The sequence below is a fragment of the Prosthecobacter dejongeii genome (assembly GCF_014203045.1).
Taxonomy (GTDB): Bacteria; Verrucomicrobiota; Verrucomicrobiia; order Verrucomicrobiales; family Verrucomicrobiaceae; genus Prosthecobacter; species Prosthecobacter dejongeii.
This window is the reverse complement of sequence record NZ_JACHIF010000010.1, coordinates 48,768-62,116: the sequence shown is the minus strand read 5'-3', so window position 1 is coordinate 62,116 and position 13,349 is coordinate 48,768. Positions and strand designations below refer to the sequence as shown.

13 protein-coding genes are annotated in these 13,349 nt (G+C 54.3%); 9 read left to right on the top strand and 4 right to left on the bottom strand.

Translation table 11 applies throughout. The features are described from left to right. Positions 1 to 139: 139 nt before the first annotated feature. From HNQ64_RS19655 to HNQ64_RS19645, 3 genes are all read right to left on the bottom strand, one after another. Positions 140 to 1,219 carry an inorganic phosphate transporter gene (locus tag HNQ64_RS19655; protein ID WP_184211889.1) on the bottom strand — a complete coding sequence of 360 codons (1,080 nt, stop codon included), beginning with the start codon at positions 1,217 to 1,219 and terminating at the stop codon, positions 140 to 142. Between the two features lie 14 nt (positions 1,220 to 1,233). Beyond that, entirely contained in the window at positions 1,234 to 1,863 is a 630-nt protein-coding gene (locus HNQ64_RS19650) for a DUF47 domain-containing protein (protein WP_184211887.1), read from the bottom strand. Between the two features lie 149 nt (positions 1,864 to 2,012). After that, a complete protein-coding gene (locus tag HNQ64_RS19645; RefSeq protein WP_184211885.1) occupies positions 2,013 to 3,323 on the bottom strand; it encodes a hemolysin family protein in 1,311 nt (436 codons plus the stop codon). Between the two features lie 145 nt (positions 3,324 to 3,468). On the opposite strand from HNQ64_RS19645, the gene HNQ64_RS19640 reads away from it, so the two are divergent. From HNQ64_RS19640 to HNQ64_RS19620, 5 genes are all read left to right on the top strand, one after another. Next, on the top strand, positions 3,469 to 4,401 hold the full coding sequence (locus HNQ64_RS19640) for a ribose-phosphate diphosphokinase (protein WP_184211883.1): 933 nt from the start codon (positions 3,469 to 3,471) through the stop codon (positions 4,399 to 4,401). 64 nt (positions 4,402 to 4,465) lie between these two features. Next, positions 4,466 to 5,119 carry a 50S ribosomal protein L25 gene (locus HNQ64_RS19635; protein WP_184211881.1) on the top strand — a complete coding sequence of 218 codons (654 nt, stop codon included), beginning with the start codon at positions 4,466 to 4,468 and terminating at the stop codon, positions 5,117 to 5,119. Between the two features lie 33 nt (positions 5,120 to 5,152). After that, positions 5,153 to 5,773 (top strand): aminoacyl-tRNA hydrolase, encoded by a 621-nt coding sequence (pth, locus tag HNQ64_RS19630; protein ID WP_343075910.1) that lies wholly within the window; start codon positions 5,153 to 5,155, stop codon positions 5,771 to 5,773. A 23-nt stretch (positions 5,774 to 5,796) separates the two neighbouring features. Continuing rightward, a complete protein-coding gene (locus tag HNQ64_RS19625; protein WP_184211879.1) occupies positions 5,797 to 6,081 on the top strand; it encodes a 30S ribosomal protein S6 in 285 nt (94 codons plus the stop codon). A 148-nt stretch (positions 6,082 to 6,229) separates the two neighbouring features. Continuing rightward, complete coding sequence (locus HNQ64_RS19620) at positions 6,230 to 6,985, top strand: AAA family ATPase (protein WP_184211877.1); 756 nt, start codon at positions 6,230 to 6,232, stop codon at positions 6,983 to 6,985. Position 6,986: 1 nt separating this feature from the next. On the opposite strand, the gene HNQ64_RS19615 is transcribed toward HNQ64_RS19620, so the two are convergent. Beyond that, positions 6,987 to 7,685: a 7-carboxy-7-deazaguanine synthase QueE gene (locus HNQ64_RS19615; RefSeq protein ID WP_184211875.1), complete on the bottom strand. Its 699-nt coding sequence runs from the start codon at positions 7,683 to 7,685 to the stop codon at positions 6,987 to 6,989. A gap of 148 nt (positions 7,686 to 7,833) precedes the next feature. Between HNQ64_RS19615 and HNQ64_RS19610 the strand changes: the two genes are divergently transcribed. The 4 genes from HNQ64_RS19610 to HNQ64_RS19595 all read left to right on the top strand — a co-directional run bounded on the left by HNQ64_RS19610 (position 7,834) and on the right by HNQ64_RS19595 (position 13,347). Further along, positions 7,834 to 8,343, top strand: a complete 510-nt coding sequence (locus HNQ64_RS19610) for an NlpC/P60 family protein (RefSeq protein WP_184211873.1) — start codon at positions 7,834 to 7,836, stop codon at positions 8,341 to 8,343. 252 nt (positions 8,344 to 8,595) lie between these two features. Next, complete coding sequence (locus HNQ64_RS19605) at positions 8,596 to 11,490, top strand: tetratricopeptide repeat protein (protein ID WP_184211871.1); 2,895 nt, start codon at positions 8,596 to 8,598, stop codon at positions 11,488 to 11,490. A 38-nt stretch (positions 11,491 to 11,528) separates the two neighbouring features. Beyond that, positions 11,529 to 12,419 carry a tetratricopeptide repeat protein gene (locus HNQ64_RS19600; protein ID WP_184211869.1) on the top strand — a complete coding sequence of 297 codons (891 nt, stop codon included), beginning with the start codon at positions 11,529 to 11,531 and terminating at the stop codon, positions 12,417 to 12,419. A gap of 67 nt (positions 12,420 to 12,486) precedes the next feature. Further along, positions 12,487 to 13,347 (top strand): MotA/TolQ/ExbB proton channel family protein, encoded by an 861-nt coding sequence (locus HNQ64_RS19595; RefSeq protein ID WP_246431138.1) that lies wholly within the window; start codon positions 12,487 to 12,489, stop codon positions 13,345 to 13,347. Positions 13,348 to 13,349 lie beyond the last annotated feature (2 nt).

Sequence of the window (13,349 nt, the reverse complement as noted above, 5' to 3'; positions counted from 1 at the left end):
TTGGGAGGCCGATAAAGAGGCAACTCAGGGGCCCTTTGGCCCCCTATACTTGATCACAGATCAGGACCACCGCCGCTGGTGCGTCTGGTATGATGGATATTGACCAAGGGTTGTCTTGTCCACAAAGTCCCTCGCCACCCTAGGTCAGCACTTTGTAGATAACGTAAGAGAGGGCGGAAGTGACGGGAATGGTGAGCACCCAGGCCCAGACGATTCGCTCGACGAGGCTCCAGCGGATGGAGTTCCAGCGCTTGGCTGCGCCCACACCCATGATGGAGGTGGTGATCGTATGCGTGGTGGAAACGGGCATGCCTAAGTGCCCTGTGACGGCCAGGATCGTGGCCGCTGTGGTCTCGGCAGCAAAGCCGTGAACGGGCTTCATCTTCACCATCTTATGGCCCAGGGTCTTGATGATGCGCCAGCCACCCGCCCAGGTGCCTGCGGCCATGACGAGGGCGCAGGTGATTTTTACCCAGCTCGCCACTTCAAACTCGGGGGTGCGGAGAAAGCCCAAAATGCTAGGCACATTATCCAGCGTGCCTGCTGTGGTAGCCGTGAAGAGGGTGAGCGCGATGATACCCATGGTTTTCTGGGCATCCGCAAAGCCGTGGCCAAAGCCCATGTAGGCGGCAGAGACAATCTGGAGCTTAGCAAACACGGTGTTGATGGTGTGTGGACGCCAGTTGCGGATGAGCCAAAAAAGCAGCCCCATCACAATGAAGCCGACCACAAAACCCAGCACTGGAGAGGTGATCATGGGGATGACCACTTTGTGGAAAATGCCGTCCATGGTCACAGCGCCTGTCTTGGCATCCACCTTCGCCTTAGACCAAATGAGAACATGCCAGTTTCCATTGGCCGAAGCCAGGGTGGCACCGCAGAGCCCGCCGATGAGGGCGTGGCTGCTGCTGCTAGGGAGGCCGAAATACCAGGTGAGGAGATTCCAGATGATGCCCCCGAGCATGGCGCAGAGGATGGTCATGGTGGTGACGTGGGCGATATCCACCAGGCCAGCGCCGATGGTCTTAGCCACGGCAGTGCCCCAAAAAGCGCCGATCAAATTGGCCGTGGCTGCTAGGGCGAGTGCCTGACGTGGAGTGAGTACCTTGGTGGAGACCACGGTGGCGATGGCATTGGCAGTGTCGTGAAAGCCATTGATGTATTCAAAGGCCAGCACCACCAGCAGCACCACCAGGAGCAGGATGAGAGCAGAAGTCATGCGCGGGGGGCGGATCAGGAATACTTCAGCACGATGTGGGACACCACATTGCCAGCGTCGCGGCAGCGGTCATACACCTTTTCCATGAGCTCATAGAGATCCTTGAGCATGATGGTTTGGATGGGGTCGCGCTGGCCGGCGTAGAGTTCCTTCAGCAGGCCCATCATGAGTTTATCCGCCTCACCCTCAATGTGCTGCAGCTTGGCGTTCATGTCCTTCACACGTTCCAGGTGCAGTTTTTTTCGCAGTTCTTTAACGATGTTCAGCACCGTGGTGGTGGCCTCTTCCATCATCTGAAGGTGGCGGCTGAAGTCCACATCTTGAAGGCGACCCCCGGTGATGATGACGCGCTCGGCAATTTTCTCGACCGTTTTGGGGATTTTGTAGAGAACGTTGGAAAGGGCTTCGATGTCTTCGCGCTCCAGTTCAGTGACGAAGGTGCGGCAGAGTTCTTCGTTGATCTGCTCGGTGATCTTTTTGTCCTTCCGGCGCGTGAGGATCAGTTCATCCAGGTTTTGGGTGGCGACGGGCTGGGCGAGAAGTTTCCCCAAGGCCTGGACACTGTGCAGGGCCTCTGCGGCGCTGGCTTCCAGCAGGTCGTAGAAGATGTCGTTTTTGCCAAAAAGCTTCTGCAGGGAGATCATGGGTAAGGTCGGGGAGTCCGTTGCGATGAACGGGTCCCCCAAGATGGAGCAGAGCCGATGGAATGTGTCAAATCTGTAACGCGGAGCAAATCAGCGATGTGTGTGTGGATTCTGTGTTTCCACGCATGAAAATCAGCACTTCCAAATGATCATGACCGCTCAGTAGCGGCCGGGCAGACGCGCACTTTGTCAATGCGCTGACGATCCATGTCAGCGACCTCGATCTTGCGTCCTTGCCAGTCGAAAGATTCCCCCTCAGCAGGCACGTGGCCGAGGATGTGCATCACAAATCCAGCCACTGTGCGGTAGTCATCGTCATCGAAAGAGGCGGGAAGGGGGATGCCGGTAATGCTGGCGGCTTCTTCCATTTCCATCTGGCCGTCCACCAGCCATGATCCATCGTCCAGTTGTCGGCCACCGGGGGCATTAGGGCTGGGTTCATTCGGCATGGTGCCAAGGATGGCCTCCATCATGTCATTGAGGGTGATGAGGCCTTGCATGGCACCAAATTCATCAATGACGAGAGCTTGATGGCGGTTGTTTTTGCGGAACTGCTCAATGATCCGCGCTGCGGGCATGGACTCGGGGACGAAGAGCGGCATCACGAGGAGGGACTGCAAATCGTTGGCTGAGAGATTTTCTCCAGCTTTCCACAGCGTTTTCACCGAGATCATGCCAAGAACATCATCGCGGGTGCCTTGATAGACAGGGAAATAAGAGTGGCCGCTTTCGATCATGCGCCGGCGATTTTCTTCAGGGCTGTCGGCCAGGTTGATCCAGACAATCTGGGGCTTTGGCGTCATCAGATCCGCCGCTGTCAGTTCATCCAGTTCCAATACACTTTCCAGCATGTCCTTTTCGTGGCTTTTTAAGGCCCCTGTTCGGTGGCCTTGGATGATGGATGCGCGCACCTCCTCCTCTGACATCACGGCTTCCTCCCCAGGCTTGACGCCAAACAGGCGCACAAGGGCATCGCTGGAAAAGTCCAACAGTCGGACGATCGGGGATGCCAGTGAAGAAAGTCGTGTCATGGGCCCAGCCAGGGCCGCTGCCCATTGCTCAGGGGCATGAATGGCCAGACGTTTCGGCAGCAACTCTCCCACCACCACGCTGAGGAAGGTGATGATGGAAACGACAATGACCATGCTCAGAGTAGGAGCCCACTGGCCTAGCCAGGGGACCACGGCCAAAAGAGGTTCGAGCTCACGTGCAAGGCCTGCGCCGCTGGCGGCACCTGCGATGATGCCGACTAACGTGATACCTACCTGTACCGTGGAAAGAAAAATGCCTGGGTCCGCCTGCAACTCCAGAGCCCGGAGGGCACTCTTCTGGCCTTCCTGCGCCATCATTTCCAGTCGAGTGCGCCTTGCGGAGATGAGGGCTGTCTCAGCCATGGCAAAAACGCCATTGAGCAGCAGCAGACCCAAGAGGATGAGAAGTTCAGTCAAAATGCCAGACATAAGATGAAGGGATACTTAGGAAGCCGGTCAGGGGATGCAATCAGAGACGCAATCATCCATGCTTCCCCTGTGGAACTTGTCATTCGGATGCATGAACCTTTGAACGGCAGTTGATTTCCATGGCGAGCGCGTCTAGTTCCGCCCGATGACGGATAACTTGAAGATTTTAAGTGGATCAGCACACCCGGAACTGGCGCGCCTGATTTGTGAAAATTTGGGCACCAAACTTTGCGAGGCCACCCTCACGACCTTCCCAGATGGTGAAACCTTTGTGCAGATCCATGAGAACATCCGTGGCAGCGATCTTTTTATCGTCCAGCCCACCTGTCCACCCACCAACCAGAATTTGATGGAGCTTCTCATCATGGTGGATGCCGTTCGCCGTGCCAGTGCCCACCGCATCACGGCCGTGTTGCCCTTTTTTGGTTATGCTAGGCAGGATCGCAAAGACCGTCCACGTGTGCCCATCACGGCCAAATTGGTGGCTAACCTACTCGTGGCCAGCGGTGTGAACCGTGTGCTGACGGTGGATCTCCATGCTGGTCAGATCCAGGGTTTCTTCGATATCCCGGTGGATCATCTGTATGCCGGGCCTGTGCTGATGAAGGCCATCAAGGAACGTCAAATTGAGGACCTCGTTGTCGTTTCGCCGGATGTTGGCGGTATCAAAATGACCCACGCCTATGCCAAAGCGCTGAAAGCTCCCATGGCCATCGTGGCAAAAAATCGCGTGAGCGCTGAAGAAGTGGAGGCTCTCAATGTCATCGGTGACGTGAATGGAAAAAATGTGCTTCTGGTGGATGACCTCACGGAAACCGCAGGGACATTGACGGCTGCCGCCGAACTGCTGTTGAAACACGGGGCCAAGGCCATCTACGCAGGCGTTTCACACGCGGTGCTTGGAGAAAAGGGCCATAACCGCATCTCCAAATCGCCGATTTTGGAGCTTTTTTCCACCAACTCAACCCCCCAGGCTCAGGGGGAAAAAGTGACGACTTTGGACATCGCGCCGTTGCTTGCGCAGGCGATTCGACGCATTCACGACAACGAGTCCGTCACATCTCTCTTTGACATCTGAAAATCGCCGTGTATCCTCACGGCCCTTTTCCCCTCTAACATACTGTTCAGAAGAACTTACGGACATGGCTAAAATCCTCGACATCATCGCACAACCCCGCAGCAGTGAAGGCACTGCTGCCGTCAACCGCCTGCGCAAGGCTGGTTCCATCCCAGCGGTGGTTTATGGTCGCAAGACTCCTCCTGCCAATGTGCAGGTGAATGCCAAGACCTTCACTAAGCTGCTGGAAAGCAGCGCTTCTGACAACATCCTGGTCAGCCTGAAGATTGATTCTGCTGAGCAGTTGGCCCTCGTCCAGGAAGTGCAGCACGACCACCTCCGTGGTGGCATCCTGCACGTGGACTTCCACGCCATCGCCATGGACGAAGAAATCCACGCTGAAGTTCCTCTGAACCTGACCGGCGAATCCCCAGGCGCAAAGGCCGGTGGTCTCATCGAAGCCATCCACCACAATCTGGAAGTGCGCTGCCTTCCAAAGGACCTTCCTGAAGGCATCGTGGTGGACATCTCTGACCTCCAGGTCGGTAAAGCCATCCACGTGGGTGACATCAAGCTCCCAGAAGGCGTCCGCGCTAAGTTGGCTGACGATGTGGTCGTCATCATGTGCGAAGAGCCAAAGGTGGAGCCTGAAGCTCCTGCCGCTGCCGCCCCTGCTGCCAAGGGTAAAGCTCCTGCTGCTAAGGCTGCTCCTGCCGCCAAAGCCGCCGCTAAGAAGTAACCCCTGTCCGGAGTCTGACTCCAGCCGCCTACGGTGCCCGGTGATGAAACAGCTCTCCGCTCCGCTGGCGGCCTGAAACCCAGGCTCATCATTGGACTTGGGAATCCTGGGATAGATTACCGCGATACTCGTCACAACATTGGTTTTATGGTGGTGGATGAGTTAGCGCGGCTTTCGGGAGTCTCCTTCACGGAGGAAAAACGCTGGCATGGTTGGGTCGCCAAGATTCCTGGGGCCCTCCTGCTGAAGCCAACGACCTTCATGAATGATAGCGGACGTAGTGTGCAACTGGTGAGCCAGTTTTACAAAACCTCCGTTCAGGAACTCCTCGTGATCTACGATGATGTGGATCTCCCGCTAGGTCGCATGAGAATGCGCCTCGCAGGTTCCGCCGGAGGTCACAACGGGCTCAAATCCATGATCCGCTCTTTGGGGTCAGATGCCTTTCCTCGTTTGAAGTTAGGCATTGCAACTCCTTCGGGCCGCCCAGCGGGTGAACGGCTCGTGGGTCATGTGCTTGGAAAATTTCGTGAAGACGAGCGTGCAGAACTCGCCATCATGATTCAGCGTGCTACAGATGCCGTCCGCCTCGCCTGTCAGTCTGGGCTGGAGACCGCAATGAATCTTTTCAACCGCAAAGAAGAACAACCTTAAACCTCAACAAGAATACACCACCGATGAAGCGTAAATACGAAGCCATGATCGTCCTCGACATGAAGGGCAAAGAAGAATCCGTCGAAGAACTCGTCAGCGGCATCGGCCGTGAGATGGAGAAGTCCGGCGTGAAGCTTGAGCAGATTGACAAGCTCGGCAAACGCAAGTTTCCCTTCAACCCACGCCACGTCGAGAGCGGCTATTTCGTGAACTACCAGATCGAAGCTGACAATGCCGGTCTGGACAGCATCCGCGCTAAGTTGAAGCTGCATGACAGTGTTTATCAGCAGTATTATCAGCGCCGCTAATCGCGGGTTGAGTCGCTTTTAAATTCCCCTATTGAACCTCGGCCTAGCGTGCATTCGCTGAGCCGGGGTTTATTGTTTAAAGCGGGGGCTCAAGCAGTGGTTAAAGTCAGGCTTGCACCGTTGCGCAGAACGAGAACGTTCGGTTCTCATGGTGAACCCCGCACCCTCTCAATACCTGCACACTGTCATGCTGCGACGTGAGGAAGTGCCGGGTTTTGAAAATTACCCTTTTGATATTCCAGCCGTTCGTCATTTGGAGTCTCTGGAATTGCACCCCAAAGTGACCTTTTTTGTAGGCGAAAATGGGTCTGGAAAATCCACTTTGTTGGAGGCTATCGCAGAGAAGTTGGGCTTCAGCATGGAGGGAGGAACGAAGAACACGAACCTGATGATGCACGAGTATCGCTCGGAGCTGACTTCGAAGATCACACTTTCCCGGAGTCACCTTCACCCCATGGATGGCTTTTTTCTCAGGGCAGAGAGTTATTACAATTTTGCCACGTTGATGGATGAGCTGGGTCACTGGTCTTACGGAGGAAAAAGCCTGCATGAGCAGTCGCACGGAGAGTCCTTTTTTGCCACGCTCGCGCATCGGCTCGGCGGTCATGGAATCTACCTTTTTGATGAGCCTGAGGCGGCGTTATCTCCTCAGCGGCAGATGTCTCTGCTCGTGCGGATGCATGATCTCATCGGGGAGTTTTCGCAGTTCATCATCGCGACGCATTCCCCCATTCTCATGGCCTATCCAGAGGCTTGGATTTATGAGTTCAGTGAGGACGGAATCAAGCGAGTGGCCTATGAGGACACGGAGCATTATCAAATCACCAGCCGATTCATGCGGGATCCCCACGGCATGATGCAGCGGCTTTTGGACCCGCCTGACGAGCTGAACTTAAAGGGTTGAATCAGGTCCCTCGGGTGTTGCCAAAGAGCTCAATATGAAGCCGAGGGCTGAGGCGGTAGCCGTGGGTGAGGCAGGCTTTCACCAACAGGTCATACCGCGTGCGCATCGCCTCCAGGCTTGTGCCTTCGGGCATGAGCAGAATTTTTTCTGGCGGGATGGGAATGCCAATGGACCTGATGACCTCCTGCGCCTCAAAGAGATCCGCTTCACTCGAAATGACGAACTTGAGCTGGTAGTCCCGTGAATGCTCTAGCCATTGACGAAGGATGGCTGGTTGCAGGCGGGTTTCCTGATGACGCGCTAACCACGCTGCCCCTGCTTTTTCCAGGCTCGGGACAGAGTTTGCCAGTTTCGGGCTAAGGGAGGCGAGATCAATGGGAAGGGCAGGGGGCTGCACCGTGCCGGCGGTTTCAATGGTGATGTGTTTGCCTGCATCCCTCAACTGATGAAGAAAAGTGTGAATCTCTTTGGCCACCATGGGTTCCCCTCCGGTCACCACAACGTAACGGGTGGGGTGGAGCATGACTTCCGTCAGGATAGCGGCGAGGCTCATGTCAGGTCCCTCCGGTGACCAAGATGCATAAGGCGTATCGCACCAGGTGCAGCGCAGGTTGCAGCCAGAAGTGCGCACAAAAACCGAAGGTACCCCCGTGAGTGAACCTTCTCCCTGCACGGAATAAAAAATCTCTGAGATGCGCATGAATCTTCAAAATAGCGTGGAGTCGAGTTGGCACAAGGGGGACGCAATCAGCGGGATCTTGGGGCGTGGGATGTTAGTCGCCTTTAAGAGGATAAAACGTAAAGGCGGCCCCCTCTTGCCACATGAGAAACGCCGTCTAGTTTCTTTCATGCCCGCCCGTTTTTGGCCTCTCTTTTTTATCTTGCTCACATCCTGCCTCAGCAGTTGCGCTTCGCGGAAAAAAGTATGGGATTATGAATACAGCCGTGGCAAGACGGCTGTGGTGGTGGGAGGTAAGGCTGTGCCTCCAGCAGGGCTGCCTGCTCCTGTTATGCGGGCAATCAGTGCGGGAAATCGCATTGCGGGGCTACCTTATAAATTCGGCGGCGGCCACCGTTCCTTTGTGGACTCGGGTTATGACTGTTCGGGCACGGTTTCTTATGTGTTGCATGGAGCGGGTTTTCTGAACAGTCCTGGCACTTCCAGCAGTCTGCGCAGTTATGGAAAAGCTGGCGAGGGCAAGTACATCACCGTCTATTCACGCAATGGGCACACCTTTATTGTGGTGGCCGGGCTGCGCCTAGACACTGGCTACAATGGTGAAAGGAAAGGGCCTCGTTGGTCGAATAAATCGCGCCCGATGAAGGGCTATGTGGCGCGACATCCGCCAGGATACTAAAAACGGCTTCTGTTAAGGTGATTCTGAATCGTTCCAGGCCCTCGAAATTAGGCAAACCGGGGGATTTTCTGTGTTTCTTCTGGGTCATCAATCAGATCGTTCGTGACAAAAAAAGTGCTGTTGGTAATCTCGGCTTCCTTTTTCACGAAAAATGTCTGGTTATTGCCCTGTGATTCAACGTCTTCGGATTATCTTTGATCATTCCTCCCCGGAGTGCGTGTCAGAAACGTGATTGTTCTGTTCAGGTCCACCATGATTTACTCGTCTTTGTCTGCCATGCGAAACGCACTTTGCTTTGCTCTTGTCCTTGTTTCTGGGCCTCAATTGATCGCCCAGGCCCCACCGCCTGCAGCCCCAGCTGCCCCCGGGGCACCAGCTGCACCTACGGGTGCTTTGAATATTCAGCAGGAGACGGAGGCCCTCATGTCTGAGGCCATGCGTCTTTTCCAAGAGGCAAAATATCCTGAGGCGCTTTCGAAGATTGATCAGGTGAAGAAAAACCTGAATAACAAGCCCTTTGCCCAGGTGCTCTTCATCGAAGGGGCCGCGTACTTCAATCTCAATGAGTATGACAAGGCTATCGCTGCCTTGGAGGAATACATCAAGTCTTTCCCAGAAGGTGAACAGCTCAGCGCGGTGAAGATGGCGCTCGGGCGCAGTTACATCAATAAAGGGGATGCTGACAAAGGCATCACCATCCTCAAGGAGGTCGTCGCGCAGTCTCCCGACCTCAAATCCGAAGCAGGTCTTTTCGTGGCAGAAGCTTTGAAAAAACAAGATAAGGTGGATGAGGCGCTCGCTGTCTTAAAGTCGGTTCTTGAAGGTGGTATTCGTAGCTCCGAAGCTATCCAGGCGGCCATGATGGCAGCGGACCTACATGTCGCCAAAGGTGACCTGGATGCCGCAGGTGAGCTCATGGAGAAGGTCAAAGGCTTCGCCACGGGTGGGGATAATGTGGCCCAGATGAACAACATTTATCTGCGTTTAGGTGACCAGATGCTGGAGAAAAAAAGCTTCCGCGAAGCTCTCGGGGCTTACCAGTTTGTGCGCCGTAAAAGCGAGATCACCCGTCTCCAAAAAGACGTGATTGCTAAAATCGAACAGAGTCTGAAAACGCCAGGCAAAGGGCCGATCAAGGGCACCAAGGAAGAGCTCGATGAGAAGCTCAAAACCAACAATGGATTGCTGGAAGAGATCGAAAAACGCACCGACTACGATGCTTCTCTTTATTACCGCTTGGGCCGCTGTTACTTTGAAATGGGGCGTTTCTGGGAGTCTCTTTTGGCGTTTGATGTCATCGTGAAGGAGTTCAAGGAATTCCCTCAGCGTGACCGCTGCGTCTTCGGCATGATCATTGCCAATGCCCAGCTCAAGCGTGTGAAGTCAGCCCGCAAACTTTGCGAACGCTACATCAATGATTTTCCGGATGGTGCAGATTTAGGCACGGTATCGGAAATGTTCGGCATGCTTGCTTATGAAAATGGTAAGCTGCAAGAGGCCGCGGATGCCTTTAACAAAGCTGAAGGTTTTCCCAAAGCCGACAAGGAGCGCCTGCGCTTTCTGCGTGGAAACGTGCTGTTTGAAATGCAGCGTTTTGACGATGCGCGGACCACTTTTGAACTTCTGCTGAATGAGTTTCCAGACTCCGCTTACAAGGATGACGGCCTGTATCGCATCGCTCTCATTTACTTCTATCAGAATGACTCGATCAATACCACGAAGGCACTGAATAACTACATGAAGGAAAACCCGAAAGGGCAGTATGTCGTGGATGCTCGTTATCGTCTGGCTTTCATCAAATTTCAAAGTCGCGACGTGGACAATGCGATGGCAGACTTGGAAAGCATCATCAAGGATGCCCCGAATGACCAGAACATCGGCCAAGTGCACAGTTTGTTAGGCGATGCCTACAACCAAAAAGGGGATTATGACAAAGCCTTGGCCAATTTCGCCGCAGGCGTGGATAAGGCCAAGTCTGAAGATGTGCTGACCTACGCCATGGACCAAGCTACGGATCTCTACGCGGGCACGGGCAAGTGGAAAGAGCTGGGGGACATGTGGCAAAAATACCTCAATACGCACAAGGACAACGAAGAGCAGGAGCTCAAGGCTGTGCTGTGGATCTCCCGTGCTCGAGTGAAGGAAAATAAGATTGATGAGGCCAAACAACTTCTCGCGACCGCCATCAAACCTAAAATTGGAAACCCTGCGAATGAGCAAGTGGAAGGTCTCATTCAGCAGTTGGTTAGCTTAGTCGCGCCGAAGCGCCGCCGTCCAGCTGCGCCTGTGGAAGGTGCCCCAGCAGCACCTGCGGAGTTGACTCACGAACAGGTGGAAAAGCAACTCGAAGAACTGATTACTCCACCTCAGGCAGGCATGAATGGCACTGCCCAAATGCGCATTCTTTTTGCCAAAGCCTGGCTCGCCAAAGTGATGCGTGAACCCGTCAAAGCGGAGAAGCTTTTTGCCGTCATTATTGAGGTTGCTAAGCCTGAAGACCTAAGCCCAATGTTATTGGCCACGGTGGGTGACAATGCGCGCACAAAGGGTGATCTAGACAAGGCAGCTGGCTGCTACAATCGCCTGAACGAATTCTATAAAGAGACTGAGTATGCCGATGGTGCTGCTGTGGGTCTGGCAGAGATCGCATACGCCAAGGGTGAGTTCGATAAAGCTTTGGAGTTGTTCACTTCGGCTATCGAAGGTTATGCTGCGAGCTCACGCTTGCTTGATGCAACTCTGGGGAAGGCGAAGACGCTCTTCAAACTGAAGAAGTATGACGATGCCAAGAAATTGTATGTGCAGATCCTCAACACGAAAGAGTGGCGCGGTGAGGCGCATGCGACCTCCCTTTTCATGCAGGGAGAGATTGAGTTCGCTAACCAGAAGTGGGGTGAAGCTATTCCCTTCTATCAGCGCGTTTTCATTGCTCATCAAAAGTGGAAGAGTGTGATGGCTCAGTCCTACGTGCAGTGTGCGCGGGCTTTCATCAAGTTCAACCGCCCGGCAGCTCCGACTGAAACGCCGCCGCGTCAGTATTCAGATCGTGAAGCTGCTAAACTGCTGCTCATCGAGATGACCAAGCGTCAGGACCTGAAGGATCTGCCAGAAATGAAGCAGGCCGAACAAGAACTTTCCAAGCTTTGATCCCTGTCCTTGTGAACTCTTATTCTCCTCACATTTCCATGTTTCGTCATACCCTCATTCTTCTGGCGACAGTGCTGCTCTCAGGCGCAGCGTTCGGCCAAGCCATCGTGCTCAAAGATGGCACACGCATTCCTGATACCGAATTCACCATGGATGGTGACAAGATCGTTCGCACGATTAAGATCGGTGATAAGTCTGCGACCACCGTTTTGCCGTGGCAGAATATCGCTTATCTAGATTGGCCTGAGCCAGTGGAATTACTTGAGGCCAAAAACCTCATGGCTCAAGCCAAGTCCGAAGAGGCTTTGGCCCTTTTGAAGAAGTCGCTCGATTTCTTCCAAAAGTTCGAAAAGGTGGAAGGTAACTGGTACCAACCTGTTTTCTTCGCTTACGTGGAAACCTTGAGCCAAGCGGGCAAGTTCGAAGAGACCATCAAGCTGATTCCCTTGCTCAAGACGCTGCCTCTGACGGCAGAACAGAAGATGTCTCTGCGCATTATTCAGTTGGATATTGATCGCCAAACTTCCTCCGAATACACCTCGATTCTCGATGAAGCCGAAAGCATCCTCTCGGATACCAATGACTCAGGTGTCGGAGCTTCCATCTGGATGATCATTGCCGACATCCACGCCAAAAAGAAGGAATGGGAAAAGGCTTTGATGGCTTATCTGCGCATTCCAGTTTTTTACGGCACCCAAATGCAGCGTGTCCCAGATGCAGAACTCAAAGCGGGTCAAATGCTAGCCAAGATGAAACGTTATGAAGACGCCCAGGCTCTCTTCACCCGTATTTCCGATTCCTACAAAGGCTCTGCCATTGCTGATATAGCAGCCAAAGAAAAGGCTGCCATCAACGGCATGAAAAATGAGCCCGAAGAGGAAGCTGAAGAATCTGCCGAAGGCGAAAAAACCGAAAAAGCCGCTCAGTAATTACCCTTTCTTTAAACGAATCCCAACCTACCCACTGCCTCCCATGCACACCCGCAATAACCCCTCTATGATCCAGACCTTTTTCCGTGGCTTCGTCCGTCTTAGCGCCTGCGCCATGCTGCTCGCCGGCAACCTGATGGTGGTAGCTCCCATGCACGGCCAAGAGCCTGCTGCTGCCCCTGCTGGAGAAGCCGCTGCCGCCGCTCCTGAAGTGCATCAGCACACCCTCATGGACCGCTTCCGCGAAGGTGGCTGGGTGATGTATCCGCTGACCCTTTGCTCCGTCGCACTCGTGTGGCTGACGGTGGACCTTTGGATGCGTACCGCACTCAAAAGCATGGCCCCTCCTGCCCAGGTAGGTCAGGTGCAGGATCTTTTCCGTGCGGGTGATTACGTCGGTGCTTACCAGTTTGCTAAAAACAACAATTCCTACTTTGCCGATGTGACCCGTGTGGGCCTGAGCTTCGTGGGGGAAGGTCAGAACGCTGTCGAAGAAGCATTGTTCTCTGAACTGAACAAGACCAACGCCACCATCCAGACTCGCATCAACTACCTTTCGGTGTTGGGTGTTTGCACTCCGATGATCGGTCTGGTCGGCACCGTGACGGGGATGATGAGCGCCTTCGCAACGCTGGGCACCAGTGGTGTGGGTGATCCTTCCAAGCTCTCTGGCGCTATCGGTGAGGTGCTTGTGGCTACGGCTTCGGGTCTGGCTGTGGCTGTGCCTGCTTTCATGGTGTTCTACATTCTGCGCAATCGCCTTCAGGGCTCCATGCACGGTCTGCAGGAAATCATCAGCTCTCTGTTCCGTAAGATGCCTTACGAGCATCTCAAAGACGCTCACGTGGGTGAAGAAGAGTTCTACGCTGCGCTGCCAAACTGGGTGGCTGGTGGCAACGATGGCGCAGCCGTCGCTGTGGCTGTGTAATC